The following is a 25,562-nucleotide window of genomic DNA, read 5'->3' on the forward strand; positions in this document are numbered from 1 at the left end:
GAAGTCTTGCGAACTTCGGTCTTGCGCTGGGCTACCAGGACTCGAACCTAGAATGACGGTACCAGAAACCGTAGTGTTGCCAATTACACCATAGCCCATGGTGTGGTACGTACCCCCGACCGGATTCGAACCGGCGCTACTGCCGTGAGAGGGCAGCGTGCTAGGCCGCTACACAACGGGGGCCCTAGCGATCCTGCATCAAGAACATCGGGTGCGACCCGGATTGTTCCCGCGGGAAGGATCTGTACCCCCGACCGGATTCGAACCGGCGCTACTGCCGTGAGAGGGCAGCGTGCTAGGCCGCTACACAACGGGGGCGTGTTGCATGAAGTCTTGCGAACTTCGGTCTTGCGCTGGGCTACCAGGACTCGAACCTAGAATGACGGTACCAGAAACCGTAGTGTTGCCAATTACACCATAGCCCACTGAAACGCAACCTCTGGAGGCTTTGTCTCTGTCTGCGCTTCCCGGCCGGATCTTTCGGCCCGCTCGGGCGGCGCAGAAAGAACATTACCCGAAGGTGTCCGACGCTCCAAAACGGGTATCCCGCGACAGCACCCCGGGCAGCTGGTGGAGGCTCGTGATCCGTACGAGATCGGCCCTGCCGCCCCGCTCCGCCCGGTCCAGCCAGATCCCGGTCAGCCCGGCCGCGACCGCCCCGGCGGCGTCGATGTCGGGCTCGTCCCCCACGTACGCCACCTCGTGCGGCTCCAGGGCGAGCGCCTCGCAGGCGGCGTGGAAGGCGCCGGGATCCGGTTTGGACACGCCGAGCTCCACGGCGCACAGCAGCGCCTCGAACCGGTGGCGCACGCCCAGCGTGGCCAGCTTGCGCTCCTGCTGCACGGCGCCGGCGTTGGACAGGACGCCGTGGCGGTAGCCGTCCAGCAGGTCGAGGACCGGGAGCACGTCGGGGAAGAGGCTCCAGGCGGCCTCGTAGTGGGCCGCGTGCCGGCGGAACCACGCGTCGGCCTCCGCGTCCGTCAGCTCCTGTCCCAGGAACTCCCGCACCCGGTCCCTGCGCTGCCCCTCGAAGTCCGTCTCCCCCGCGGCGAACCGCGCCCAGTGGCGACCGGTGAGCGCCCGCCATCCGTCCAGCGCCTCGCCGGGGGTGGCCCAGCCTCCGGGCAGCCCCTCCAGCTCCAGCAGCCGCTCCATGGCGGCGCGGTCGGCGCCGGAGTAGTCGAAGAGCGTGTCGTCGACGTCCCAGAGCACCGCGCGGATCAGCATGCACGCCACGCTACCGGCCCTCCTCGGGCCCCACCCGGCGAGAACCGGCCACAGGGCGCCCGAAAGCCTCAGGAAGGGCCCGGGAGGCCCGGAAACGCCCGAGGGGCGGATCCACCGGACTCTTCCGGCGGATCCGCCCCTCGGGCGCGTGCTCGGCCTACGCGGTGAGCTTGGCGAGAGCCGCGTCCACCCGGGACAGGGTCTTCTCGCGGCCCAGGATCTCCATGGACTCGAAGAGCGGCAGGCCGACCGTGCGGCCGGTGACGGCGACGCGCACCGGGGCCTGGGCCTTGCCGAGCTTGAGGCCGTGCGCCTCGCCCGCCGCGAGGACGGCGTTCTTCAGCGCCTCGGCGTTCCACTCGGCGCCGGCCAGGTTGGCGCGGGCGGTGGTCAGCAGGGCGTCGGAGCCCTCCTTCATCGCCTTGGTCCAGGACGCCTCGTCCTCGACCGGCTCGTCGAGGAAGAGGAAGTCGACGTTGGCGGTGATGTCGGAGAGGACGGTCACCCGGGTCTGGGCGTGCGGCGCGATCTCGGCGAACTTGTCCGCGTCGAACGACTCGGGGGCCCAGTTCGCGTACGGCGCCCGCAGCCAGGGACCGCACGCGTCGGTGAAGTCCTTCACGTCGAGCCGCCGGATGTGCTCGGCGTTGACGTGCTCGGCCTTCTTGAGGTCGAAGCGGGCCGGGTTGGCGTTGACGTCCGCGATGTCGAAGGCCGCCACCATCTCCTCGATCGAGAAGATGTCGCGGTCCTCGGCGATCGACCAGCCCAGCAGCGAGAGGTAGTTGAGCAGCCCCTCGGGGAGGAAGCCGCGCTCGCGGTAGAGGTTGAGCGACGCCTGCGGGTCCCGCTTGGACAGCTTCTTGTTGCCCTCGCCCATGACGTAGGGGAGGTGGCCGAAGACCGGGGTGGCCTTGGCGATGCCCAGCTCGGTGAGGGCCGCGTACAGGGCGAGCTGGCGGGGGGTGGAGGAGAGCAGGTCCTCGCCGCGCAGGACGTGGGTGATCTCCATCAGCGCGTCGTCGACCGGGTTGACCAGCGTGTAGAGCGGGGCGCCGTTGGCGCGGACGATGCCGTAGTCCGGCACGTTCTCCGGCTGGAAGGTCAGCTCGCCGCGCACCAGGTCGGTGAAGGTCTGCGGCACGTCGGGCATCCGGAAGCGCACGATGTGCGCGCGGCCCTCGGCCTCGTACGCCGCGACCTGCTCGGCGGTGAGCTCGCGGCAGTGGCCGTCGTACCCGGACGGCTTGCCGGCGGCGCGGGCGGCGTCGCGGCGGGCGTCGAGCTCCTCGGTGGTGCAGTAGCAGTCGTACGCGTACCCGCCGGCCTTCAGCTTCTCGGCGACGTCGCGGTAGATGTCCATCCGCTGCGACTGGCGGTACGGGGCGTGCGGGCCGCCGACCTCGGGGCCCTCGTTCCAGTCGAAGCCGAGCCAGCGCATCGAGTCGAGCAGCTGCTGGTACGACTCCTCCGAGTCGCGCGCCGCGTCGGTGTCCTCGATGCGGAAGACCAGCGAGCCCTCGTTGTGCCGGGCGAAGGCCCAGTTGAAGAGAGCCGTCCGGACCAGGCCCACGTGGGGGTTGCCGGTCGGGGAGGGACAGAACCGGACACGGGGGGAGGAGCCGTTAACCACGCTTGATCACCTTGTTGGTGAGAGTGCCGATGCCTTCGATGGTGACGGCGACCTCGTCGCCGACGTGCAGGGGGCCGACCCCCGCGGGGGTTCCGGTGAGGATGACGTCGCCGGGGAGGAGCGTCATCGCCTCGGTGATGTGGACGACCAGGTCCTCGATGGACCGGATCATCTCGCTCGTACGGCCGAGCTGACGCTGTTCGCCGTTGACCGTCGCCTGGATCGTCAGGTCGGACGGGTCGAGGTCGGTCTCCACCCAGGGACCGAGCGGGCAGGAGGTGTCGAAGCCCTTGGCCCGGGCCCACTGCTTCTCCCGCTTCTGCGCGTCACGGGCGGTGACGTCGTTGGCGCAGGTGTAGCCGAAGACGACGTCCTTGACGCGCTCGCGGGGGACCTCGCGGCACATCCGGCCGATCACCACGGCCAGTTCGGCCTCGTAGTGGACCTCGTCGGAGAAGGAGGGGTACTCGATGGCGTCGCCGGAGCCGATCACCGAGGTGGTGGGCTTGAAGAAGGCGACCGGGACGTCCCCGACCTCGTTGCCCAGTTCGGCGGCGTGCTCCGCGTAGTTGCGGCCGATGGCCACGACCTTGTTGGGGAGCACGGGGGGCAGGAGCCTGACCTTGCTCAGCGGGACCTTGGTGCCCGAGAGCTCGAAGTCGGCGTACGGAATGCCCTTGATGATGTCGAGGACGAGGCCACCGGATTCCACGGTGCCCTCACCCTCGACGGCGCCGAAGGCGACATTGCCGTCGATGGAGAACCTGGCGATGCGCACGGGATGCTGTCGCCCCTCACTTGCTGGCTGGCTGAAGACTGACGCTCCAGGCTATCGCCTCGCCGTGCGCGGGCCGGGGAGTGTCCCGGCGGCCCGTCGCCCGTCCCCCGCGGGTGCGGACGGAGGGACGAGCGGGGCGGGACATTCACCACACCACCTAGCGGAGGACGGTGCGGCGCGGGTTGGCCGTCTGCGTGGGCAGGGCGGCGGCGTACTCGGGCCGCTCGGAGAGCTCGGGGGCGCGCAGCGTGGAGGCGTCCGTGAGGTGCGCCAGCGTGGTGCGCCGGGGGTTGGCGAGGCTGCGGGACTGCGTCGTGTTCATCTGCCGTTCGGACCTTGTCGCCGGGGGGCACACCTCGGGGTGCGCCCAGTTGGTCGGGTTCGCCATCCCAGTAAAGCGTCAGGCTAAACATCGGATTCCCGGCCTTACCCCGGATGAGACGGCGATCATGATGTGAGTTTACTCACGACCAGCACCACAAATGCCGCATATCGGAATGATGATCACGCAAGCGGAAACGGACATTGCGTCATTGAATGTTCTATTCCGCTCCTGATCATCAGGACTGGGACACCGCACTCGTCCGACTGACCTGTCCGTAATGATCCACTTTCCGCACGAACACGCTGCACGGCTGGTCACACGGCCATCACGCCCTGTGACACCCACCCATGGGGAACCCACGGGCCTTGTTGGAGGTCCGGCACTGTGCTGGAATTCCACGCACCGCCGCGGGTAGAGACCGGCGCGCAGGGGCGCAACGCAGCGCCGAGTGGCGGCGGAGGGGGTTCAAGAACGCCGGTCGTTCAACGACCACCATGGGGCGCGTCCAGCGCCCCACGACGCCGACACCGTCACCGCCGCGTATGCGGAGGGACGCCTGGTCCAGAGGTTGCGACGCTAGTGCAGGGACGTTTCAAGAGGGATGGCAGCGCTCCGGCGGAACAGGAGCCGCGCGGCGGGACCGACCGCGGTTCCTCGCCCCAGCACGCCCAGAACCCCGGGCCGGCCGGCGCCGGCGACGGCGCCGAGCAGACGGCGCGTCCGGGTTCCACCACGAACGAAAGCGCCGAGCCGGCAGCGGGGGCGAAACTCCGGGACCCGGTGAGCACGGGTTCGCGCGTAGCCCTGCGTAACTGGCGCATCAGCACCCGCCTGGTCTCCCTCCTGGCACTCCCCGTGGTCGCGGCGACCTCGCTGGGCGGACTCCGCATCAACGAGTCGATGAACGACATCCAGCAGCTGGAGCACATGCAGCTGCTGACGCAGATGACCAAGCAGGCCACCGCGCTCGCGCAGGCCCTGCAGGTCGAGCGCGACGAGTCGGCGGGACCGCTCTCCAACGGCGTGAAGGCGACCAACTACAAGGTCACCGAACCCCGGAAGAAGACGGACCGGGCCAAGGACGCCTTCCTCGACGCCACCATGGCCATCGGGGACACCCAGGGCGACGAGGCCCTCGAAGGCATCCACGCCAGCGTCAACATGATCGCGACGCAGCTCGGGCAGATCCGCGACATCCGCAAGACCGCGTACGCCAGCGGCTCCCCGAGCGTCAACACGATCGACCAGTACAGCCAGTTGATCACCTCGCTGCTGAGCCTCTCCCAGGACATGGCGCAGGCGACCTCCAGCCCCGAGATGATCAAGCGCACCCGTGCGCTGGCGGCCTTCTCCTCCGCCAAGGAGTACGCCTCGGTCCAGCGCGCGATCATCGCCGCCGCGCTGCCGGGCGGCAACAGCACGAAGACCAACCTCAGCGAGAACGACAAGCAGTTCGGTCGCAACGCGCTCCGCAAGGAGAGCCTGGCGATGAACTCCTTCGAGACCATCTACGCGACCACCGGGAACAGCGCGTCCGACCTCACGGCGCCGCTGACCAGCGGCAACCCTGAGATCCAGGCCGCCAACACCTACGCCAAGCAGGTGCTGGACACCACGGTCGGCCTGAGCGGGCGCAAGCCGCGTTCCTACCTCGACTGGTACGACCAGAGCTCCACCAAGATCCAGGCGATGGAGACCATCGAGGCGACCCTCCTCAGCGACATGGAGGGCAAGGCCCGCGAACTGCGCGAGGCCTCCCAGCGCGAGGCGATCCTCAACGGCGCCATCATCCTGCTGGTGCTCGGCGTCTCGCTCGTCGGCGCCTTCGTCGTGGCGCGGTCCATGATCCGCTCGCTGCGCCGCCTCCAGGACACCGCGACCCGGGTCGCCCAGGACCGGCTGCCCGAGCTCGTCCGCCAGCTCTCCGAGACCGACCCGCAGGACGTCGACACCTCCGTCGAGTCCGTCGGCGTCCACTCCCGCGACGAGATCGGCCAGGTGGCCGCGGCCTTCGACGACGTGCACCGCGAGGCCGTCCGCCTCGCCGCCGAGCAGGCCCTCCTCCGGGGGAACGTCAACGCGATGTTCACCAACCTCTCGCGCCGCAGCCAGGGCCTCATCCAGCGTCAGCTCTCGCTCATCTCCGAGCTGGAGTCCCGCGAGGCCGACCCGGACCAGCTCTCCTCGCTCTTCAAGCTCGACCACCTCGCGACCCGTATGCGCCGGAACGGCGAGAACCTCCTCGTCCTCGCCGGTGAGGAACCGGGCCGCCGATGGACGCGCCCGGTCCCGCTGGTCGACGTGCTCCGCGCCGCCGCGTCCGAGGTGGAACAGTACGAGCGCATCGAACTGGCCGCGGTGCCCGCCACCGAAGTGGCCGGCCGGGTCGTCAACGACCTCGTGCACCTCCTCGCCGAGCTGCTGGAGAACGCCACGTCGTTCTCCTCGCCGCAGACGAAGGTCCGGGTCACCGGTCACGCCCTGCCGGACGGACGGGTGCTCGTCGAGATCCACGACACCGGTATCGGCCTCTCGCCCGAGGACCTCGCGGCGATCAACGAGCGGCTCGCCTCGCCGCCCACCGTGGACGTGTCGGTCTCCCGCCGCATGGGTCTGTTCGTGGTCGGCCGGCTCTCCCTCCGCCACGGCATCCGCATCCAGCTGCGCCCCTCCGACTCCGGCGGCACGACGGCGCTCGTCATGCTGCCGGTGGACGTCGCGCACGGTGGCAAGCAGCCGCCGTCCAAGCAGGGTGCGGGCGGCCAGCAGGCGGCGGCGCCCGGCGGTCTGCTCGGCGGCGCCGGTGCTCCGCGCGCCGGTCTCGGCGGCCCGCAGGCCGGTTCCAAGGGACTCGGCCCGTCGGCGGCGCCCGCCCGGGGCCAGGTCGGCGCGGGCTCCGGTCCGCGGGCGGCACTGCCCTCGCGGGACACGTCGGCGCGCGGGCCCCAGCAGCCCGGCCCGCAGGCCGGTGGGCCCCAGCGGCAGCCCGGCGGACCGTCCGTACCGCAGGCGAACCCGCAGGCCGGTCGCCCGCAGGCGCCGCAGGGTCCGCAGGACTTCGGGCGGCCCGAGCCGCAGCGGCAGGGTGGTGGCGCCCCCGCCGGCGGCGCCCGGCTGGGCGCGCGTGGTGCGCAGGGCGGTACGGAGCAGGAGCAGACGAACCTCTTCGGCCACGGCGCCCCGGCCCAGCAGTCCCCGATGACCCGGCCGGAGCAGGGCGGCCGTCCCGTACGGCAGGACGTGTTCGGCTCCACCGGACCGCAGCAGCAGTGGCAGGGCCAGAACAACCAGGGCGCACCGGCCGGCCAGTTCGGCCAGGGCAACCAGGGCGCTCCGGCCGGTCAGTTCGGCCAGGGCATGGACCAGGGCGGCCGGCCCGCGTTCGGCCAGAACCAGGGCATGGACCTGGGCATGGACCAGGGCCAGAACGCGGGCCTGGGCAACCAGCAGGGCATGCCGCCCCAGCGCGGCCAGGGCGGTCCGGGCCAGGGCGGGTTCCAGCAGCCCACCGGGCCCGGTCGTCAGCTGCCGCCGCCCGGTGGTCCGCGCGCCGAGCTGCCCGGGGGCAACCCGAAGCCGCAGCACCCGCAGACCACCACCTGGGGGATGGAGGACCGGGACGCGCAGCGCCGCGGTCCCGCCGACGTGCCGCGGGGGCACGAAGAGGCCGATTCCACCGGCCAGTTCGCCGCTCCGGCCGGGCCCGTCCCGAACCGGAACTTCAACTCCCCGCTGAACCGGCGCACTCCGGGCGACGACCGCCAGGGTCCCGGTGCCACCTCGGAGTTCGCCCGCCCGGACTTCTCGGCCCCTCCGGCGGCGCGACCGCAGGACCCCGCGAGCACCGCGCAGTTCGCCCGTCCCGACTTCGGGGCTCCGGACCAGGGGCTGCCCGCACCGCGCCAGTACGGCGACGGCGGCGAGCAGGGTGTGCCGCGTCCGGCTCCGGCCGGCGAGCCGCCCCAGCGTTCGCTGCCGCCGCGCCGGTCCGCGCCCGAGGCGCTGCCGCCGGCCGGTCCGGGCGACGGCCGCACCCCGCTGTACGACACGCTGGAGACCAACTGGTTCCACGGTCCGCAGCAGGGCGGCCGGCCGCAGGAGGCCGCTCCCTCACCGTCCAGCGGGGTTCCGGCTCCGGAGGCGCCCCGGCGTTCCTCCGGCGACGCGAGCCCGGCGGGTCCGTGGCGGCCTTCGCCCAACGACGAACTCGTACGTCAGGCCGAGCGGGTCAAGAAGCCGGCCGCGGGCGGTGTCACCACTTCGGGGCTTCCCCGGCGGGTTCCGCGTGCCAATTTGGTTCCGGGTACCGCTCAGCAGCAGAATCACCAGTCCGGACCTCAGGTTTCGCGTGCGCCCGATGACGTGCGCGGGCGTCTGACCAATCTCCGCCGGGGCATCCAGCAGGGTCGGCAGGCGAACAGCCAGTCGACCGGCAGCTTCCAACTCGGCCCCACTCACCAGCAGGAGCGTTAGTTGAGCCCCATGAGTCAGGCCGCGCAGAATCTGAACTGGCTGATCACCAACTTCGTGGACAACACCCCCGGGGTGTCGCACACGGTGGTGGTGTCGGCGGACGGACTCCTGCTGGCCATGTCCGAAGGATTCCCGCGCGACCGCGCCGACCAGCTGGCCGCGGTCGCCTCCGGGCTCACCTCGCTGACCGCCGGCGCCTCCCGGATCTTCGAGGGCGGCGCCGTCAGCCAGACGGTGGTGGAGATGGAGCGCGGCTTCCTGTTCCTGATGTCGGTCTCGGACGGCTCGTCGCTGGCCGTTCTCGCCCACCCCGAGGCCGACATCGGTCTCGTCGGTTACGAGATGGCTCTGCTCGTCGACCGTGCCGGCACCGTCCTCACGCCCGACCTGCGCGCCGAGCTCCAAGGAAGTCTGCTCCACTAGGCGGCCACGCAGTGGAGATCTCCCGGGATCTCCTCAGGTACTGCCCATCACCCTCACTCGTCCGGCCGCTCACCGCCCCCACCGGCCCCTTGCAGACGGCGAGTAGACACTCGCTGTCACGCCCGGAGGATTCATGACCCCGCCACCCGCCTCACCCGATCCGTACGGCGCTCTGCACCACGCGTCGTACGACGGGGAGGGCGACCAGCCGCTGGTTCGTCCGTACGCCATGACCGGTGGACGGACACGACCGCGTTACCAGCTCGCCATCGAGGCGTTGGTCAGTACGACGGCCGACCCCGCGCACCTGGGAACGCTGCTGCCCGAGCACCAGCGGATCTGCCACCTCTGCCGCGAGGTCAAGTCGGTGGCCGAGGTTTCGGCTCTGCTGTCCATGCCGCTCGGTGTGGCCCGGATCCTGGTCGCGGACCTGGCGGAAGCCGGCATGGTGGCCATCCACCAGCCGGGCAACGGAGAGGCCGGCGGAACGCCGGATGTGACACTGCTCGAAAGGGTGCTCAGTGGACTTCGCAAGCTCTAGCGGCGGTACGGCCCGCTCCACCACCTCGGCGAAGATCGTGGTGGCAGGGGGCTTCGGCGTGGGTAAGACCACGTTTGTCGGTGCCGTTTCGGAGATCAACCCGCTGCGCACCGAAGCCGTGATGACGTCCGCTTCCGCGGGCATCGACGACCTGACCCACACCGGAGACAAGACCACCACCACGGTGGCCATGGACTTCGGACGCATCACCCTGGACCAGGACCTGATCCTCTACCTGTTCGGCACCCCCGGGCAGGACCGTTTCTGGTTCATGTGGGACGACCTCGTACGCGGCGCCATCGGCGCCGTCGTCCTGGTCGACACCCGCCGCCTCGCCGACTGCTTCCCCGCCGTCGACTACTTCGAGAACAGCGGCCTCCCCTTCGTCATCGCCCTCAACGGCTTCGACGGACACCAGCCCTACACCCCCGACGAAGTACGCGAAGCACTCCAGATCGGACCCGACACCCCGATCCTCACCACCGACGCCCGCCACCGCGCCGACGCCAAGAGCGCCCTCATCACCCTCGTCGAGCACGCCCTCATGGCCCGGCTCAAGTAGGCATAAGTCGGTATTGGCATAGGCAAGTTGCCGTAGTCGCGCGGGGGTGGCCCTTGTGTCCTTCGACACGATCCGCCCCCGCGTTCATAACGTTTCGACAGAGAATTTCCCGTGGGCCGACACCCGACGCATCCGTCCGGTGCCGCTCCGCTCATGTGAGCCTCGCCTTTTGGCGGGGCTCGTTCTTTATGCCCGTTTTATCTGAGGCTTGCGCCACTCGGACCGAGGGGGTCCGAGTGTTTGGAACGCGGCAGCTCCCCATGCTGGAATGCGGCGAACTCCCGAGTAGTACGGCCCTGAACGAATTTACCGGCACAACGTAGGTGCCGACGCCGAGAGGTTGTTGGTCGAGTGAGGCGAAGCAACGAAGGCTCCCCGACGCAGCCTGAGCGGGGCAACTTCACGCCGCCGCGCACCGCTGTATCCCCCGGGGAGCGCGCCGACCGCGCGGACGCGGCCGACGACGGATCGCCCGTCGGCAGCACGAGCAAGCTGTCCCCGCGCAACTGGCGCGTGGCGACGCGGCTGAACGCGATCCTCCTGATCCCCGCACTGGTGGGCCTCACCATGGGCGGCTTCCAGGTGAAGGGGTCGATCGACACCTGGAACGAGGCCCAGGAGGCGGAGAAGACCGCCCTCGTCGTCAGGTCGGCCTCCGTCTACGGGCAGGCGCTGCTGAACGAGCGCGACCTCACCGCCCAGCCGCTCCTGTCCAAGGAGTCCACCGCCTCGGTCGTGACGCAGACCCGCGCCGCCACCGACACGGCCGCCTCGGAGTTCACCGCCGCGGTGGCGGACATGCCGCGGACACCCGGTCTCCAGCGCCGGCTGAAGCTCTTCAAGAGCGAGGAGCCGAAGCTCGCCGCGCTGCGCAAGGCCGCGTACACGAAGAGCCTGGACCCGGTGAAGACCGAGGAGGGCTACACCCAGATCCAGCACTCGCTGATGGAGTTCGCCAACGAGCTCGGCCTGGGCACCGGCAACGTCACCAGCTTCGGCCGTACCGTCTACGCGCTCGAACTCTCGCAGGCGGCGGAGTCCCTCCAGCGCTCGATCGGACTGCACCTGCTGGTGCGCCCGAGCGAGGACGAGGACACCTTCAACGCCCAGGTCAAGGCCTTCGGCTCGTACAACTACCTGGAACAGATCGCCCTCGGCGAGTTCAATTCCGGCGGTACCCAGGCGGACGTCGACCGCCTCAAGGAGGTCATGGCCGGCAAGGCCGCCGAGGGTGCCGCGCAGCTGAAGGCCGCCAAGGAGCAGGCCGAGGCGGCCGGGGCGCCGTTCGTGGCCCCGCCCAGCGTCGACGGCTCCGTGTACGACGGCATGGCCGCGCAGATCGGCCGGGGGCTGTCGCCGTCCGAGCTGAAGGCGAAGGGGATCACCCCGGAGACCTGGACGGCCGCCGCCACCGCGAAGTTCGAGGGGTACGCCACCGTCACGGACGAGCTGGTCGACATGGCGGTGGAGGAAGCCGCGCAGATCTCCTCCGACGCCAAGACCGACGCCGTCGTCAACGCCTCGATCGTCGTCGTCGCCCTGCTCGCCGCGTTCGTCGTGGCCGGGTTCATGGCGCGCCAGATGAGCCGGGCGATGCGCCGGCTGCGCACCGCCGCCTTCGAGGTCGCCGAGCAGCGGCTGCCGTCGCTGGTCGACCAGTTGTCGCGGACCGAGCCGGGCCGGGTCGACACCCGCGTCAAGCCCATCCCGATCAACACCAGCGACGAGATCGGCGAGGTCGCCCGCGCCTTCGACCAGGTGCACCGCGAGGCCGTCCGGCTCGCCTCCGAGCAGGCGATGCTGCGGGGGAACGTCAACGCGATCTTCACCAACCTCTCGCGCCGCAACCAGTCGCTCATCGAGGGCCAGCTGACCCTCATCACCGACCTGGAGAACAACGAGGCCGACCCCGACCAGCTGGAGAGCCTCTTCAAGCTGGACCACCTGGCCACCCGCATGCGCCGCAACGGCGAGAACCTCCTGGTCCTCGCCGGCGAGGAGCCGGGCCGCCGCTGGAACCAGCCGGTGCCGCTGGTGGACGTGCTCCGCGCCGCCTCCTCCGAGGTGGAGTCGTACGAGCGCATCGAGCTCACCGGGGTCCCGGACACCGAGATCCACGGCCAGGCCGTGACCGACCTCGTGCACCTGCTGGCGGAGCTGCTGGAGAACGCTACGGTGTTCTCGTCCCCGCAGACCAAGGTCCGCGTCACCGCGACCCGGCTGCCGGACGGCCGCGTGATGATCGAGATCCACGACAAGGGGATCGGCCTCACCGCCGAGGACTTCGCCGACATCAACCACAAGCTGGCCAACCCGCCGACCGTGGACGCCGCGGTCTCCCAGCGGATGGGTCTCTTCGTGGTCGGCCGGCTCTCCGACCGCCACGGCGTCCGGGTCCAGCTGCGCCCCTCGGGCGAGCAGGCCGGTACGACCTCCCTGGTCATGCTCCCGGACGCGATCACCCACGGTGGCGGTGGCGAACCCGTGGCCGAGCCGGACAGCTTCACCGTCTCCTCGATCATCCCGGAGCAGCAGTCCTTCGCTCCGGCTCCGCAGCTCTCGGGCATGCGCACGGCCGCCGAGCTCGGCTTCGACGACTCGCGGTACGAGGCCGACTCGCCCGCGCTCGACCCGGTGGGCCGCTCGCTGATGCGCGAGGAGCGCCGGGCCGCGCTGGAGGCCGCCCACACCGGCGGCGAGCAGTCCCCCTTCCAGGGCGGCGCGGCCGACGGCCCGGCCGCCCCGCAGCAGGGCTTCGAGCAGAACGGCTACGCGGCGTCCGGTTACGAGCAGCAGTCCTCGTACGACCGGAACGGCTACCCGCAGGGCACGTTCGAGCAGGGAGCCTTCGGGCAAGGCCCGGCCGAGCAGGGTCCGTTCCCGCAGGAGTCCTTCGGACAGGACGCGGCGGAGCCGGGTTCCTTCGAGCAGCCGCGGCAGGGCTTCGAGCAGACCGGCCACCCGGGGGCGTACGAGGCGTTCGCCCAGGACGCGGGCTACCGGCCGGACGCCGAGCAGCTCCCGCAGGGCGGCTATGCGGAACAGACGTACCCGGCCCAGGACGCACAACAGCCTTCGTACGGTGACCAGTTCGCGCCACTCGGTGATCAGCCTCAGCAGGACGGGTGGCCGGAACAGGGCGGTTTCCAGGGAGGTTACGAGACCTCCGTCCAGGAAGAAACGGAATCCGCTCCCAGCGCTCCCGAGGAGACGCCCGAGCGCGTAGGCTTCGATCATTCGGGTCCCACCGCGAACGCGGGTCACGACATGACCGACGCGGGGCTCCCGCGCCGGGGCGGGCAGCAGCACTGGCAGCCCAACGGGCCGGTCGGCGACCGGTCCGCGGCGGCCGACCGGCCCCAGCGGCAGGATTCCCCGTCGGCCTCCGAACCGCAGGACGGCAACGGCACGGACGACTGGCGTTCGACCAACGACGAGCGCTGGGAGCGGGCCGAGAAGCTCCGGGACCCGAAGGCCGGCGGAATAACCCTCTCGGGGCTTCCCCGGCGCGTGCCCAAGGCCAACTTGGTCGAGGGCACCGCGGAGCAGACCCAGCAGGGCGGCCCACAGGTCTCCCGTGCGCCCGAGGACATCCGCGGCAGGTTGAGCAACCTGCGCCGCGGCATCCAGCAGGGGCGCAAGCAGGGGTCGGACACCAGTAATACCTACAACCAGGAGCGTTAGTGTGAGCCCGATGAGCCAGGCGGCGCAGAATCTCAACTGGTTGATCACCAGCTTCGTGGACAGCACCCCCGGGGTGTCGCACACGGTGGTGGTCTCCGCCGACGGACTCCTGCTGGCCATGTCCGAGGGATTCCCGCGCGACCGCGCCGACCAGCTGGCGGCCGTCGCCTCCGGTCTGACGTCGCTGACCGCGGGTGCCTCCCGGATCTTCGAGGGCGGCGCCGTCAACCAGACCGTTGTGGAGATGGAGCGAGGATTTCTCTTCATCATGTCGATTTCTGACGGATCTTCGCTTGCCGTTCTGGCCCACCCGGACGCTGATATCGGTCTGGTTGGGTACGAAATGGCACTTTTGGTGGACCGTGCGGGCGGTGTTCTGACGCCGGATCTGCGCGCCGAACTCCAGGGAAGTCTTCTCAACTAAGGAGACAGACGGTGCGTTTCTCGTCACCGCGCCATAAGGTGCGGTGGCGCGGCCCCACTGGGATCGGCGAATGGCAGTAGGAGGAGGAGACGTGGCAGCACCCACAGGCGGACACCCGTATGACGGCAGTCAGCGGGTTCCGGACGAGCACGGGGAAAACCGCTTCACCTTCCCTTCCGCACCGAGCGGCTCGGGCGGCGCGCAGGGCTACGACCCGTATGCGACGCCCCAACAGCCCGTGCAGCAGCACCCGCGCGGAGCCGACTGGCCTCAGCAGCCGGGGCCGGAGTGGTCCCAGCGGCAGCCGTCCGAGTGGCAGCCCCGGCAGGAGCCGCCGCAGCGGTTCGACGCTCCGGCGCCCCGGATCCAGCCCGTGGCGCAGCCGGCTCCGCGGCCCGCGCCGGCGGCGCCCGCCGCTCACAACCCGTTGGTCCGTCCGTACGCCATGACCGGTGGACGGACGCGACCGCGTTACCAGCTCGCCATCGAGGCGCTGGTCAGTACGACGGCCGATCCGTCAAGGCTGCAAGGGCAGTTGCCCGAGCACCAGCGGATCTGCCGGCTCTGCTTCGAGATCAAGTCGGTGGCCGAGATCTCGGCCCTTCTCTCGATCCCGCTCGGCGTTGCCCGGATCCTCGTCGCCGACCTGGCCGAGGCCGGACTCGTCGCTATCCATCAGCCCGGCGGCGACGAGGCCGCCGGCGGTCAGCCAGATGTGACACTGCTCGAAAGGGTGCTCAGTGGACTTCGCAAGCTCTAGCGGCGGAGCGGCCCGCTCCACCACCTCGGCGAAGATCGTGGTGGCAGGGGGCTTCGGCGTGGGTAAGACCACGTTTGTCGGTGCCGTTTCGGAGATCAACCCGCTGCGCACCGAAGCCGTGATGACGTCCGCTTCCGCGGGCATCGACGACCTGACCCACACCGGAGACAAGACCACCACCACGGTGGCCATGGACTTCGGACGCATCACCCTGGACCAGGACCTGATCCTCTACCTGTTCGGCACCCCCGGGCAGGACCGTTTCTGGTTCATGTGGGACGACCTCGTACGCGGCGCCATCGGCGCCGTCGTCCTGGTCGACACCCGCCGCCTCGCCGACTGCTTCCCCGCCGTCGACTACTTCGAGAACAGCGGCCTCCCCTTCGTCATCGCCCTCAACGGCTTCGACGGACACCAGCCCTACACCCCCGACGAAGTACGCGAAGCACTCCAGATCGGACCCGACACCCCGATCCTCACCACCGACGCCCGCCACCGCGCCGACGCCAAGAGCGCCCTCATCACCCTCGTCGAGCACGCCCTCATGGCCCGGCTGCGCTGACGTACCCGGTACGAACCCGCACGACTTCGCACGACCCGCACGACCCCGCACGAAGAGAAGCCCCGCCCCCGGTTGTTCACCGGAAAGGCGGGGCTTCTTCCGTGCGTGGCCGTGTGCGGTTCCGCGTCCGGACCTCGGCATGGTTCTCGGCGCGGTTCTCGGCACGGTTCTCGGCACGGTTCTCGGCACGGTTCTCGGCGCGGTTCTCCGCGCGTACGGACCGGGCCCGGGCACCCGTTCACCGGCGAGGCCGTGAGGGCTGTTTCCGGCCATGCAATGGCCCCGGCCGGAGAATTCCGGGCCGGGGCCTCGTGCGGCTCCCAGAACGGCCCTCACGGGCCTTCCGGGGTGGTGCGAGCGGGAATGTCCGCGTCCCGGGGAGCCGGGACACGCGGTCCCGCCCCCGGGGAGGGGGTTTCAGCCCTGCCAGCTGTGCGGGGCGCGGAAGCCGGGGGTGCGCTCCAGGCGACGCCATCCGGCCGTGTCGCGGCCCTGGCGGGCGGGAGCGGACTGGGGGGCCGCCGCGCGGGCGAGCAGGACGGCGGTGATGGCCGCGAGCTCCTCGGGGGCGGCGTGGCCCTTCTCGACGCGCAGCACGGACTCGGTGGCAGTGACGCTCATGGGGTGTCTCCGTCTTCTCGGCAGGATGCGGCAGGGTGCGGCAGGAGGTCGTGCGCCCGCGCGGGTAGCCCGCGGGCGCCGGCGGCTACTGCGGGGGGTTGCCGTGCTTGCGGGACGGCAGGTCGGCGTGCTTGTTGCGGAGCATCGCGAGCGAGGCGATCAGCACCTCGCGGGTCTCGGCCGGGTCGATGACGTCGTCGACCAGCCCGCGCTCCGCCGCGTAGTACGGGTGCATCAGCTCGGCCTTGTACTCCTTGACCATGCGGGTCCGCATGGCCTCGGGGTCCTCGGCCTCGGCGATCTGGCGGCGGAAGATGACGTTGGCGGCACCTTCGGCTCCCATGACCGCGATCTCGTTGGTCGGCCAGGCGTAGGTCAGGTCGGCGCCGATGGACTGGCTGTCCATGACGATGTACGCGCCGCCGTACGCCTTGCGCAGGATCAGCGAGATCCTCGGCACGGTGGCGTTGCAGTAGGCGTAGAGCAGCTTGGCGCCGTGCCGAATAATCCCACCGTGCTCCTGGTCCACGCCCGGGAGGAAGCCGGGTACGTCCAGAAGAGTGATGATGGGGATGTTGAAGGCGTCACACATCTGGACGAATCGCGCGGCCTTCTCGGACGCCTCGATGTCCAGGACACCGGCCAGGGACTGCGGCTGGTTGGCGACGATGCCGACGACCTGCCCGTCCAGGCGGGCGAGGGCGCAGACGATGTTGCGGGCCCAGCGCTCGTGGATCTCCAGGTAGTCGCCGTCGTCGACGAGCTCCTCGATGACCTTGTGCATGTCGTACGGGCGGTTGCCGTCGGCCGGCACCAGGTCCAGCAGGACGTCGCCGCGGCGGTCCGCGGGGTCGTCGCTCGCCACCGTCGGCGGGTTCTCGCGGTTGTTCGAGGGGAGCATCCCGATGAGGTAGCGCACCTCGGCGATGCAGGTCTCCTCGTCGTCGTACGCGAAGTGCGCGACGCCCGAGGTCTCGGCGTGCACGTCCGCCCCGCCGAGGCCGTTCTGGGTGATCTCCTCGCCGGTGACCGCCTTGACGACGTCCGGGCCGGTGATGAACATCTGCGAGGTCTCGCGGACCATGAAGACGAAGTCGGTGAGGGCGGGGCTGTACGCCGCGCCGCCGGCGCACGGGCCGAGCATCACGCTGATCTGCGGGATGACACCGGACGCCCGGGTGTTGCGCTGGAAGATGCCGCCGTAACCGGCGAGCGCGCTGACGCCCTCCTGGATACGGGCGCCGGCGCCGTCGTTGAGCGAGACCAGCGGCGCACCGGCCGAGATGGCCATGTCCATGATCTTGTGGATCTTGGTGGCGTGGGCCTCGCCCAGCGCGCCGCCGAAGATGCGGAAGTCGTGTGCGTAGACGAAGACCGTCCGGCCGTCGACCGTGCCCCAGCCGGTGATGACACCGTCGGTGTAGGGCTTCTTGGACTCCAGGCCGAAGCCGGTGGCCCGGTGCCGCCTGAGCTGTTCGACTTCCTTGAACGAACCGGCGTCCAGCAGGAGCTCGATGCGCTCGCGGGCGGTCAGCTTGCCCTTGGCGTGCTGCGCCTCGGTCGCCCGGTCGCTCGGGCCGCGTCGCGCCTGCTCACGCAGGGCCAGCAGTTCGGCCACCCGGCCACGCGTGTCGCTCGGCTCACCCGGGATTTCGTCCACAACGGTCATGTACCGACCCTACGAATCCGGCAGCGGAAATACCGCCGTCGAATCCGCACAGTCTCCTGACCGGTTTCCTGGCGGGGACCGACAGAACCCGCGCACCATGCGTGCGATCCACCATCTGAGACCCACTCCGCGTTATCGGGTTCCCACAAAGAGGCGTAAGGCGGTCCGGGCGGGGTCCGGGTGGCGCACGGGGTCCGAGCCTAAAGGAACGCCTCCCTCCGGAGGACCAACGACAACCGCGGCCGTGCCCCTTCCGGGACGACCACCGGCCGGGCGCACCCTCCCCGCCCGGCCACCGGCCCGACCAGGAGGACCGCTCTCCCCGTTCACCTCTTGACCGGAACGGCGCGCATCAGGCGGCCCCACGCCCCCGTGCGCATCAACGCGCGCAGCGTGAAGACGAGTTGTGAAGAATCCCGGTTTCTGAGAGCGCTCTCAGTCACACCTATTGACGCCTGTGACAGGTGTGGTGAGAGTGGTCCGCACCACAGCGCGGCCCCCACAGCCGCCCCGCACGGTCCGGCCGTGCTCCCCCCATGTCATCCACCTTCCGGAGCTCCTCGTGATCTCTCGCCGTAACTTCCTCACCGGCGTGGCCGCCTCCGCCGCGGCGCTCAGCTACCCGGTCTGGGGGAGCGCTCTCTCCCCGCGCGCCTCGGCCGCCGCCGCGACGTGCGAGCTGGCCCTGGTGAACCGTTCGCTGCCGGGCACGGTGCGCGCGTACGTCACCGGCCACGAGCAGGGCACCGACCGCTGGGTGCTGCTCCGGGCGGACGGCAGCCTCTACCGGCCGGACTCCCCCTCCGCCGCGCAGACCCCGCTGCCGGTCGACTGTTCGATCCCGCTGAACGCGGCGGGCGGCGACCCGGTGGTGCTGACGCTCCCCCAGATGTACGGCGCCCGGGTGTACTTCGTGCGGGACGACACGCTGGACTTCTACCTGAACCCGGGCCCGGCGCTGGTGGAGCCCGCCTTCGCGACCTCCACGGACCCGAACTACGGGCGGACCTGGTCCTTCTGCGAGTTCACCTTCAACCCGCAGCAGCTCTACGCGAACATCAGCTACGTCGACCTCGTCACGGCGCTCCCCATCGGGCTCACCCTGGAGGGCGACACCACGCACACCGTCGCCCCGCTGCCGGACGGCGCGGTGCAGCGGATCGCGGACGGGCTGATCGCGCAGGCGGCGGCGGACGGGCAGCCCTGGGACCAGCTGGTCACCCGGGGGTCGGACGGCCAGGTGCTACGGGTGGTCTCCCCGCAGAACCTCATGGCGCCGTACTTCGACCGCCCGGACCAGATGCCCTTCCGGGACCTGTTCACGGCGCAGATCGACCAGGTCTGGGAGAAGTACCGCTCCACCGACCTCCGGATCGACCTGCAGGGCGGCCGGGGCGTGCTGGCCGGCCGGGTCAGCGGGGACGACCTGGTCTTCGACGGCGGCCACACCTTCACCAAGCCGGTGTCCAAGGACGTCTTCACCTGCAACCACGGGCCCTTCACGAACAACCCCGCCGACTCGGACGACAAGAAGGCCCTGCTGGCGCGGCTCGCGGCCGGGTTCAACCGCTCGATCATGCTCAGCCACCCGGACCAGCCGAACGGGACGACCACCGCGGACTACTACCAGGAGGCGGTGACCAACCACTGGTCCCGCATCGTGCACGCCAACAGCCCGATCGGGTACGCCTTCCCCTACGACGACGTGCGCCCCGACGGCCAGCCCGACGTCTCGGGCGCCGCCAACGACGGCAACCCCCGCCGCTTCACGGTGAGCGTCGGTTCCTGAGCGGACACCCCCGACCGGTTCACGAACCCCCACGGCGCGTGTGCCCCTCTCCCGACGGCGGGAGAGGGGCACACGTGTGCGTAGGGGCGCGTCCGGTACGGCTGTTTCAGGCGTCATCCTTCGGTCGTCGAGCCGGGCGCCGGGCGCCGGCTTCAGCAGCCGCCGCAGTTGTAGTAGGTCGTGTCCCAGTGGTTGCCCTCGTTGACGTAGATGTTGCCCGAGGCCGCCTGGTACTGGGCGTATCCGTCACCGCGGAGCCCGATGTAGGTGAAGGTGCCGGTGACGTAGTTGTTCAGGCAGGTGTTCTTCGCGAAGTCGAGCTTGTAGCCGTTCCAGTGCGAGTAGGTGCCGCTCGCGTGGCCGGTCTCCGTACCGCCGGTGATGTTGATGGCGCAGCCGGTGGCGCTCTTGAGGGTCTGGGCGCCCTGGGCGGTGGCCAGGTTGAGCTGGTCGAAGGAGGTACAGGTCGAGACGTTGCGGTCGGAGCAGCCGCCCGACGAGGACCAGGTGATCCCGGACGAGCTGAACCGGGCGGTGGCCTGGGCGTGGGTGAGCTTCGTGGCGGCGTGGGCGTCGGTGGCGCCGCCGATCACACCGATCCCCGGCGCGAAGAGGACGCCCAGCACGAGGGCGAGGGCGGTGAGGGCGGAGCGGAGCCTGGGGCGGGTCAACATGGGGGGTCTCCTCCTGCTCATGACAACTTCTGACGAGCCGCCGCGCGACCGGGCATGGGGGTGCGGAGAACGCCGCGCGGTGCGGCATGGCGATACTGCCCGAGTTCTACGCGCGTCCGCCAGACCGCGTCGGTGGCGATGCGGTGAATCCCGGGGCGGCCGGGGCGACCGCAACGGACCCCGGCGCCCGGCGCGACGCCCCTCCGACACCCCCCGGAGGGCCGCTCCCGCGACACCCCCCACCCGCGATGTTGAACTTTGAACTAAACAGGGCTACAGTCAATGTCGTTGAAGGTTGAACAAACCGAGGCCTTCGACTTCGAGGAAAACGTCTCCCGAGGAGGAGCCATGGCTCTGTTCAACCGCAAGTCCGCCGCCACCACGACCGCTGTCGTCGAGAAGCCGGCCGTGGACCCCGCGCTCGCCGCCCTGACCGGCACCTACACGATCGACCCGGCCCACAGCCGCATCGGCTTCACGGTGCGCCACGCCATGGTGACGAACGTGCGCGGCTCCTTCGGTGAGCACGAGGGCACCCTGGTGCTGAACGGCACCGACCCCCACCACTCCACCGCCTCGATCGACGTCACGATCGCCAGCATCGACACCGGCATCGCCGACCGCGACGCCCACCTGCGCAGCGGCGACTTCTTCGACACCGAGACGTTCCCCCTGATGACGTTCCGCTCGACCTCCGCCGAGCAGCTGGGTGGCGACACCTACCGGATCACCGGCGACCTCACCATCAAGGACGTCACCCGCCCGCTCTCCATCGACCTGGAGTTCAACGGCTCGGCCACCGACCCGTACGGCAACCAGCGCGTGGGCTTCGAGGGCAGCGCCGACATCCTCCGCTCCGACTGGGGCCTCACCTGGAACGCCGCTCTGGAGACCGGTGGCGTGATGGTCAGCGACAAGGTCAAGCTGACCTTCGACATCTCCGCGATCAAGGCCGCCGCCTGATCCCCGCACCATCCCCGCACCTCCCGAGCGCGCCCGCCCCTCCTTCCCCCACCGGGGAGGACCGGGGCGGGCGCTCGTGCGTGCGGGGACGGCGCGGGACGGTGCCGGTACGCACACGGGTGGCACGGGCGCCCTGACGACCCGGCCCGGGACCGCCCCGCTCCGGGTCACCCCGTGCGGCGGACCTTCAGCGCGTTGTCCGTACGGGTGGTGGGGTTGCCGTCCGGGTCGTTCTGCACCCGCTCGTGCTCGCCGCTGAGCAGCACCTCCCACTCCCCCGGCCGCGGCTCCAGCGAGGCCAGCACCTCGTCGGGCGTCGGGAACCGCACGCTCGGGTCGGGGTTCGGCTCCCAGTGCGGGAAGCCCGCGTGGCCGACGACCAGCAGGATGCCGCCGGGCGCGACGGAGTCGGCCGCCCGTCGCAGGATGCGCTCCCTGGGCAGGTCCCCCATGGAGTGCAGGAACTGTGCGGAGACCAGGTCGTACGTCCCGTCCGGGAAGGACACCCCCAGGTCGTGCCACTGCCAGTCGATCCGGTCGGCGACTCCGGCCTCCGCCGCGTGGACGGCCGCCCGTCCGAGCGCCACCCGCGAGAGGTCGGTCGCGGTGACCTCCCAGCCCCGGCCCGCCAGCCATACGGCGTCGGCGCCCTCCCCGCAGCCGAGGTCCAGGGCGCGGCCCGGCGCCAGGTCCGACACCTCGCGGACCAGCACGGTGTTGGGGTTCCCGCTCCAGATCCGGTCGCTCCGGCGGTAGCGCTCGTCCCACAGCTCCGCGTCGGTGCGCGGGGCGGAGGCGGGGTCCGTGGTGCTGTCGCTGGTCATGCGGTCTCCTGTCGTCCGGGACGGCTCGTGGCCTCGTTACGGAGGAGAGGGTGCGCCCGCTCCTCGCGCCGGGACAAGCCCGCTTGCCGGAACGGCAAACCATTCCGGAAAGGCAGACCGATCGGCCCACTGCCGGAGGGAACGCAGGTCGTGGCCCGCCCGGCCCGCTCACCGAGCCGTCGGCCGGTCACCCGGCGGCTGAACCGGGCCCCGCCTCCTCGGCCCGGCCCCCGTTCCCGCCTCGTCGCAGGCGGGAACGGGGGCCTTCCGTGTACGGGGAGGCTCACGCCGTGCCGGGCGGGGCCGGTAGCACGACGCGGTAGTGGGTGGTCAGGCGTCGGTCGTCGTCCAGGACGTGGAAGGCGAGACCGGGCGGCTGCTCGCGGTCGGCCGGGTCGTCGCCCTCCCAGGGCATGCGCAGGGTCCAGGTGACGGCGGGCCCGACGATCAGCGGGAGCCCGGCGAAGGTCGAGGCGGCGGCGGTGTGGGCGTGGCCGGTGAGGACGGCGGCCACCCGCGGATGCCGGGCGAGCAGGGCGGCCAGCGCCCCTGGTTCCTGGAGCATGTAGGCGTCGGGCAGCGGGTGGTGGAGGACCACGGGCGGCTGGTGGAAGGCGATCAGCGCCGGGGTGCCCTCGGGCAGCGCGGTGAGCGTGGTGTCGATCCAGGCGAGGGTCTCGGCGTCGAGGCGCCCGTCGTCGTGCCCCGGAATGGTGGAGTCGCACATCAGGACGGCGGTTTCGCCGACGTGGTGCACCGCGTTGACGGGCCCCTGGCCGGACGCGTCCTGGAGCAGGACCTTGCGGTAGGCGGACCGCACGTCGTGGTTCCCGGGGCAGATGAGCACGGGGAAGGGGGCGGCCAGGATGCGGGCCGCCTCCTCGTACTCGCTCTCCGTGCCGTGGTCGGCGATGTCGCCGGTGACGAGGAGGGCGTCGACCGGCCGGGGCAGGCCGCGCAGGCACTCCATGACGCGGGTGGCGCGCTCGGTCGCCCTCCCGCTGCCGTCCAGGTGCAGGTCGCTGATGTGCGCGAGCAGGGTCGTCATGCGTCGGCCTCCTCCATCGGCGGGCACGGACCTCGGTCCGTACCGGCCCATACGGGTATCTGGTGGTCCACACCGGTCGGCTCCGGGGCAGGGCAGAGCGATGCCGTCCCGCCGGTCCGGCTCTCCGCGTCTCGGGTTCTAACGGAAGTTCTCGTTTTACCGTTAGGAACGGTAGCGTCGGCGCATGATGTGATCAAGTGGTCGGCACCGGCCGGCGCCCGGGACACCCGCGCGGGCGAGCGGTCCGGGGCGCGCCGGCACCGAGCGGGCGGAGAAGAGGGGAGCAACTGTGGAGCGCTGGCTTGCACTGGAACTGGCGAGCACCATCCGCCACGACGGCGACGGCGGTGTCGCGGACGACCTGGCCACGGTCGAGGGAACGGCCCGCTGGATCCACGGACAGGGCGAGCTGCTCGGCGGCCTCGTCCCGGCGGGCGGGATCGCGGCCGACGAAGAACTCAGGCTCGCGGTGACCGGCCTGCGGCGCGCGGTCCGCGCGCTCTTCGCCCGGGTGGTCAGCCCCGCTCCGCCCAGCCGGGCGGACGCCCACCGGCTGATGCCCTTCGACGAGGCCTTGGCGCATCTCAACGCGGTGGCCGCCCGGGAACCGGTCGCTCCGCAGCTGGACTGGCCGGCCGGTGGAGAACCCGTGGGCCGACTCCTCTCGGACCGTCGCGATCCGCATCTGCGCCTGGTCGCCGCCTTGGCCCGCGCCGCCGTCGACTTCCTCGGCGGCCCGCACCGCGAGCGGCTGCGCGCCTGCTCCGCGCCCCGTTGCGTGCGGTACTTCGTCAAGAGCCACGGACGGCAGGAGTGGTGCAAGCCCTCCTGCGGGAACCGGGCCCGTGCGGCCCGCCACTACGAGCGGCGGCGCACGGCGGCCGAGGGAGGCCCGGCCCCCGCCTGACCGGACCCCGTCCCCGCACGACGGGGACCGGCCGCGTCGGAACCTGACGCGTGGGGTCGACGGGGGACCGGCCGGTTCAGAACCCGCCGCCCCCGTCGAAGCCGCCCCCGCTGCCGAAGCCACCGCCGTCCCCGAACCCGCCTCCGTCCCCGAAGCCGCCCCCGTCGCCGAAGCCGGAGGAGTCGAAGTCGGAGCCGGAGACGTCGCCGCCCGACCAGTCGCCGCCGGAGCCGAAGTCCCCGCCGCCGTACTCGGCCGCGTACGCGGGGGTGGAGAGCATCGAGCCGAGCATCGTGCCGACCAGCAGGCCCGGGAGCAGCCCGCCGCCGAAGTAGCCGCCCGCCCAGGGGCCGTAGGCGGGCCCCGCCTCCCAGTACGGGCGCCGGTTGCCGTCGCCCGTGTCCACGGTGCGGCTCATCGGGTCCTCGCCGTCCTCCAGCCGGGCCCGGTCGGCGGCGCAGACGGGGACCTCGCGGGAGGCGGCGCCGGCGGGGCGCCAGCGCACGTCGGCGACGGAGGGGCCGTGGCGGGGGTCGAAGAAGCACGGGGGCCTGCGGTCGGGCAGGGCGGACCCGGTGCGTCGGGCCTCCAGCACGGCGAGCGAGTAGCGGCCGTCCTCCAGGGCCTGGGTGACGGGGCGGACGTCGGCGGGACGCTCGGCCTTCTCCATGCGCGATTTGGCGCTCTCGTACGCGTAGAGCGCGTGCTCGTAGTCGGCGCGCATCGCCTCGTTCGCGCCGGGCTCGCCGGGGTGGAAGTCGAGCCGTTCGAGGGTCTCGCCGTAGGCGGTGATGTCCTCGTCGACGACGACCCTGAGCTTGTCGAGGGAGGCGCGCTCCTCTGCGCGTACCCTGCGGCGGTTGCGGCGCATGATCGCGTAGCCGCCCGCGGCGCCCGCGACGGCGACTCCGGCGAGGACGAGCAGCCCGGTGCCGGCGGAGCCGGGGACGGAGGAGCCGTTCCCGTCGGACCAGGACGCCGGGGCGGTGCCGTTGGCCTGTTCGAGTGCGCCGTCGACGAAGGCGTCGAGCTGGGCGTCGGTGGCGGTGTCGGCGGCCGGGGCCTTCACCGAGGCGGTGAGGTTGTCGACGGCGCGGACCGGCATGACCTGCGGGTCGGCGCCCGCGTCGAATCCGTCGCCGAGGCGGACGGCGTACACCCCGGTGATGCCGGTGTCGTTGCGCAGCGTGGCCAGCAGGCCGTCCTCGGGGAAGGCGGAGCTGTCCGGGAGGACGGCGACGAACACCGGCTTGTCGGCCTTGGTGATCCGGTCCTCCAGGGCCTTCTCCTGCCCGGTGGAGAGCTGGTCGCGGGCGCCCGGGTCCACGTAGACGGGGTCCTCGCGCAGCGCCTGGGCCGCGTCCTCGATCGTCGCGGCCGGGGCGCGTACGGGGGACGCCGAGGCGGCGGGGACGAGGGCCAGGAGCGCCGTCGAGAGGATCAGCAGCAGACCGGCCAAGAATGCGAACATCTGCCTTTTCCGCATACTTCACGCTACTCCGGACGACCCGGGCCGCGCGTTCTCCCGAGCGCGCCCGGACGCCCGGACGCACGGCCCGGAGCCGCGGAGCACGCCCTCGGCACACCGGCCGGAGCCGGCGAGTGCGCCCGGAGACAGGGAGTGCGCCGCCCCGGACGCACGGGTGTGCCCGGGCGCGGAAGCTCCGCCCGGGCA

At 71.1% G+C, this 25,562-nt stretch carries 21 protein-coding genes and 4 tRNA genes; 11 read left to right on the plus strand and 14 right to left on the minus strand.

The annotated features are described in order from the left end of the window. Positions 1–26: 26 nt before the first annotated feature. From ACFWEE_RS04280 to ACFWEE_RS04315, 8 genes are all read right to left on the minus strand, one after another. Positions 27–98 (minus strand) — tRNA-Gln (locus ACFWEE_RS04280). Positions 99–110: 12 nt separating this feature from the next. Then, positions 111–183, minus strand: a tRNA-Glu gene (locus ACFWEE_RS04285). A gap of 62 nt (positions 184–245) precedes the next feature. Then, positions 246–318: transfer RNA gene (locus tag ACFWEE_RS04290), tRNA-Glu, on the minus strand. A gap of 35 nt (positions 319–353) precedes the next feature. Then, a tRNA-Gln gene (locus ACFWEE_RS04295) sits at positions 354–425 on the minus strand. Between the two features lie 85 nt (positions 426–510). Then, positions 511–1,227, minus strand: a complete 717-nt coding sequence (locus ACFWEE_RS04300; RefSeq protein WP_386886217.1) for an HAD family hydrolase — start codon at positions 1,225–1,227, stop codon at positions 511–513. Between the two features lie 157 nt (positions 1,228–1,384). Further along, complete coding sequence (gene gltX / locus ACFWEE_RS04305; protein ID WP_386886218.1) at positions 1,385–2,860, minus strand: glutamate--tRNA ligase; 1,476 nt, start codon at positions 2,858–2,860, stop codon at positions 1,385–1,387. Next, positions 2,853–3,638, minus strand: a complete 786-nt coding sequence (locus ACFWEE_RS04310) for a fumarylacetoacetate hydrolase family protein (RefSeq protein WP_386886220.1) — start codon at positions 3,636–3,638, stop codon at positions 2,853–2,855. Before ACFWEE_RS04310 ends, gltX begins: the two co-directional genes overlap by 8 nt. Before the next feature lie 157 nt (positions 3,639–3,795). Beyond that, positions 3,796–3,960 carry a hypothetical protein gene (locus ACFWEE_RS04315; protein ID WP_386886221.1) on the minus strand — a complete coding sequence of 55 codons (165 nt, stop codon included), beginning with the start codon at positions 3,958–3,960 and terminating at the stop codon, positions 3,796–3,798. A gap of 582 nt (positions 3,961–4,542) precedes the next feature. Here ACFWEE_RS04315 and ACFWEE_RS04320 point away from each other — a divergent pair. The 8 genes from ACFWEE_RS04320 to ACFWEE_RS04355 all read left to right on the plus strand — a co-directional run bounded on the left by ACFWEE_RS04320 (position 4,543) and on the right by ACFWEE_RS04355 (position 15,392). Further along, entirely contained in the window at positions 4,543–8,436 is a 3,894-nt protein-coding gene (locus ACFWEE_RS04320) for a nitrate- and nitrite sensing domain-containing protein (RefSeq protein WP_386886223.1), read from the plus strand. A gap of 9 nt (positions 8,437–8,445) precedes the next feature. Continuing rightward, a complete protein-coding gene (locus ACFWEE_RS04325) occupies positions 8,446–8,859 on the plus strand; it encodes a roadblock/LC7 domain-containing protein (RefSeq protein ID WP_323180487.1) in 414 nt (137 codons plus the stop codon). A 133-nt stretch (positions 8,860–8,992) separates the two neighbouring features. Continuing rightward, a complete protein-coding gene (locus ACFWEE_RS04330) occupies positions 8,993–9,400 on the plus strand; it encodes a DUF742 domain-containing protein (RefSeq protein ID WP_266709549.1) in 408 nt (135 codons plus the stop codon). Beyond that, positions 9,381–9,962 carry an ATP/GTP-binding protein gene (locus ACFWEE_RS04335; protein WP_386886225.1) on the plus strand — a complete coding sequence of 194 codons (582 nt, stop codon included), beginning with the start codon at positions 9,381–9,383 and terminating at the stop codon, positions 9,960–9,962. The genes ACFWEE_RS04330 and ACFWEE_RS04335 overlap by 20 nt, the downstream gene beginning before the upstream one ends. Before the next feature lie 351 nt (positions 9,963–10,313). Further along, complete coding sequence (locus tag ACFWEE_RS04340) at positions 10,314–13,646, plus strand: nitrate- and nitrite sensing domain-containing protein (RefSeq protein WP_386886227.1); 3,333 nt, start codon at positions 10,314–10,316, stop codon at positions 13,644–13,646. A gap of 10 nt (positions 13,647–13,656) precedes the next feature. Beyond that, the gene (locus tag ACFWEE_RS04345) at positions 13,657–14,070 is read left to right on the plus strand and encodes a roadblock/LC7 domain-containing protein (protein ID WP_266709517.1); all 414 of its coding nucleotides are present in this window, start codon (positions 13,657–13,659) and stop codon (positions 14,068–14,070) included. A 91-nt stretch (positions 14,071–14,161) separates the two neighbouring features. Then, positions 14,162–14,830, plus strand: coding sequence for a DUF742 domain-containing protein (locus ACFWEE_RS04350; RefSeq protein WP_386886228.1), 669 nt, complete (start codon positions 14,162–14,164; stop codon positions 14,828–14,830). Beyond that, positions 14,811–15,392, plus strand: a complete 582-nt coding sequence (locus tag ACFWEE_RS04355; protein WP_014048542.1) for an ATP/GTP-binding protein — start codon at positions 14,811–14,813, stop codon at positions 15,390–15,392. The genes ACFWEE_RS04350 and ACFWEE_RS04355 overlap by 20 nt, the downstream gene beginning before the upstream one ends. Positions 15,393–15,809: 417 nt before the next feature. Here ACFWEE_RS04355 and ACFWEE_RS04360 read toward each other — a convergent pair whose 3' ends face one another. Together ACFWEE_RS04360 and ACFWEE_RS04365 are read right to left on the minus strand one after the other, a co-directional pair. After that, positions 15,810–16,013 (minus strand): acyl-CoA carboxylase subunit epsilon, encoded by a 204-nt coding sequence (locus ACFWEE_RS04360; protein ID WP_386886229.1) that lies wholly within the window; start codon positions 16,011–16,013, stop codon positions 15,810–15,812. A gap of 85 nt (positions 16,014–16,098) precedes the next feature. After that, positions 16,099–17,682, minus strand: a complete 1,584-nt coding sequence (locus tag ACFWEE_RS04365; protein ID WP_386886231.1) for an acyl-CoA carboxylase subunit beta — start codon at positions 17,680–17,682, stop codon at positions 16,099–16,101. Between the two features lie 562 nt (positions 17,683–18,244). Here ACFWEE_RS04365 and ACFWEE_RS04370 point away from each other — a divergent pair. Beyond that, complete coding sequence (locus tag ACFWEE_RS04370; RefSeq protein WP_386886233.1) at positions 18,245–19,471, plus strand: glycoside hydrolase family 64 protein; 1,227 nt, start codon at positions 18,245–18,247, stop codon at positions 19,469–19,471. A 152-nt stretch (positions 19,472–19,623) separates the two neighbouring features. Here the strand turns inward: ACFWEE_RS04370 and ACFWEE_RS04375 are convergent, their stop codons facing one another. Further along, positions 19,624–20,145: a hypothetical protein gene (locus ACFWEE_RS04375; RefSeq protein WP_386886234.1), complete on the minus strand. Its 522-nt coding sequence runs from the start codon at positions 20,143–20,145 to the stop codon at positions 19,624–19,626. 348 nt (positions 20,146–20,493) lie between these two features. Between ACFWEE_RS04375 and ACFWEE_RS04380 the strand changes: the two genes are divergently transcribed. Next, the gene (locus ACFWEE_RS04380) at positions 20,494–21,108 is read left to right on the plus strand and encodes a YceI family protein (protein ID WP_386886235.1); all 615 of its coding nucleotides are present in this window, start codon (positions 20,494–20,496) and stop codon (positions 21,106–21,108) included. A gap of 167 nt (positions 21,109–21,275) precedes the next feature. Here the strand turns inward: ACFWEE_RS04380 and ACFWEE_RS04385 are convergent, their stop codons facing one another. Further along, on the minus strand, positions 21,276–21,932 hold the full coding sequence (locus ACFWEE_RS04385; RefSeq protein ID WP_386886236.1) for a class I SAM-dependent methyltransferase: 657 nt from the start codon (positions 21,930–21,932) through the stop codon (positions 21,276–21,278). Positions 21,933–22,215: 283 nt separating this feature from the next. Continuing rightward, positions 22,216–22,980 (minus strand): metallophosphoesterase, encoded by a 765-nt coding sequence (locus tag ACFWEE_RS04390; RefSeq protein WP_386886238.1) that lies wholly within the window; start codon positions 22,978–22,980, stop codon positions 22,216–22,218. Between the two features lie 289 nt (positions 22,981–23,269). Here ACFWEE_RS04390 and ACFWEE_RS04395 point away from each other — a divergent pair, with 289 nt between their 5' ends. After that, positions 23,270–23,887, plus strand: a complete 618-nt coding sequence (locus ACFWEE_RS04395) for a CGNR zinc finger domain-containing protein (protein WP_386886239.1) — start codon at positions 23,270–23,272, stop codon at positions 23,885–23,887. 76 nt (positions 23,888–23,963) lie between these two features. On the opposite strand, the gene ACFWEE_RS04400 is transcribed toward ACFWEE_RS04395, so the two are convergent. After that, positions 23,964–25,373 carry a hypothetical protein gene (locus ACFWEE_RS04400; RefSeq protein WP_386886241.1) on the minus strand — a complete coding sequence of 470 codons (1,410 nt, stop codon included), beginning with the start codon at positions 25,371–25,373 and terminating at the stop codon, positions 23,964–23,966. Positions 25,374–25,562 lie beyond the last annotated feature (189 nt).

The sequence above is a fragment of the Streptomyces sp. NPDC060184 genome (assembly GCF_042728795.1).
Lineage (GTDB): Bacteria > Actinomycetota > Actinomycetes > Streptomycetales > Streptomycetaceae > Streptomyces.

What these genes read in the sequence shown, in the direction of transcription:
- ACFWEE_RS04300 (WP_386886217.1), bottom strand. Translation starts at nt 1,227, where the DNA reads ATGCTGATCCGCGCGGTGCTCTGGGACGTCGACGACACGCTCTTCGAC.
- ACFWEE_RS04315 (WP_386886221.1), bottom strand. Translation starts at nt 3,960, where the DNA reads ATGAACACGACGCAGTCCCGCAGCCTCGCCAACCCCCGGCGCACCACG.
- ACFWEE_RS04325 (WP_323180487.1), top strand. Translation starts at nt 8,446, where the DNA reads ATGAGTCAGGCCGCGCAGAATCTGAACTGGCTGATCACCAACTTCGTG.
- ACFWEE_RS04330 (WP_266709549.1), top strand. Translation starts at nt 8,993, where the DNA reads ATGACCCCGCCACCCGCCTCACCCGATCCGTACGGCGCTCTGCACCAC.
- ACFWEE_RS04345 (WP_266709517.1), top strand. Translation starts at nt 13,657, where the DNA reads ATGAGCCAGGCGGCGCAGAATCTCAACTGGTTGATCACCAGCTTCGTG.
- ACFWEE_RS04360 (WP_386886229.1), bottom strand. Translation starts at nt 16,013, where the DNA reads ATGAGCGTCACTGCCACCGAGTCCGTGCTGCGCGTCGAGAAGGGCCAC.
- ACFWEE_RS04365 (WP_386886231.1), bottom strand. Translation starts at nt 17,682, where the DNA reads ATGACCGTTGTGGACGAAATCCCGGGTGAGCCGAGCGACACGCGTGGC.
- ACFWEE_RS04375 (WP_386886234.1), bottom strand. Translation starts at nt 20,145, where the DNA reads ATGTTGACCCGCCCCAGGCTCCGCTCCGCCCTCACCGCCCTCGCCCTC.
- ACFWEE_RS04380 (WP_386886235.1), top strand. Translation starts at nt 20,494, where the DNA reads ATGGCTCTGTTCAACCGCAAGTCCGCCGCCACCACGACCGCTGTCGTC.
- ACFWEE_RS04385 (WP_386886236.1), bottom strand. Translation starts at nt 21,932, where the DNA reads ATGACCAGCGACAGCACCACGGACCCCGCCTCCGCCCCGCGCACCGAC.
- ACFWEE_RS04390 (WP_386886238.1), bottom strand. Translation starts at nt 22,980, where the DNA reads ATGACGACCCTGCTCGCGCACATCAGCGACCTGCACCTGGACGGCAGC.
- ACFWEE_RS04400 (WP_386886241.1), bottom strand. Translation starts at nt 25,373, where the DNA reads ATGCGGAAAAGGCAGATGTTCGCATTCTTGGCCGGTCTGCTGCTGATC.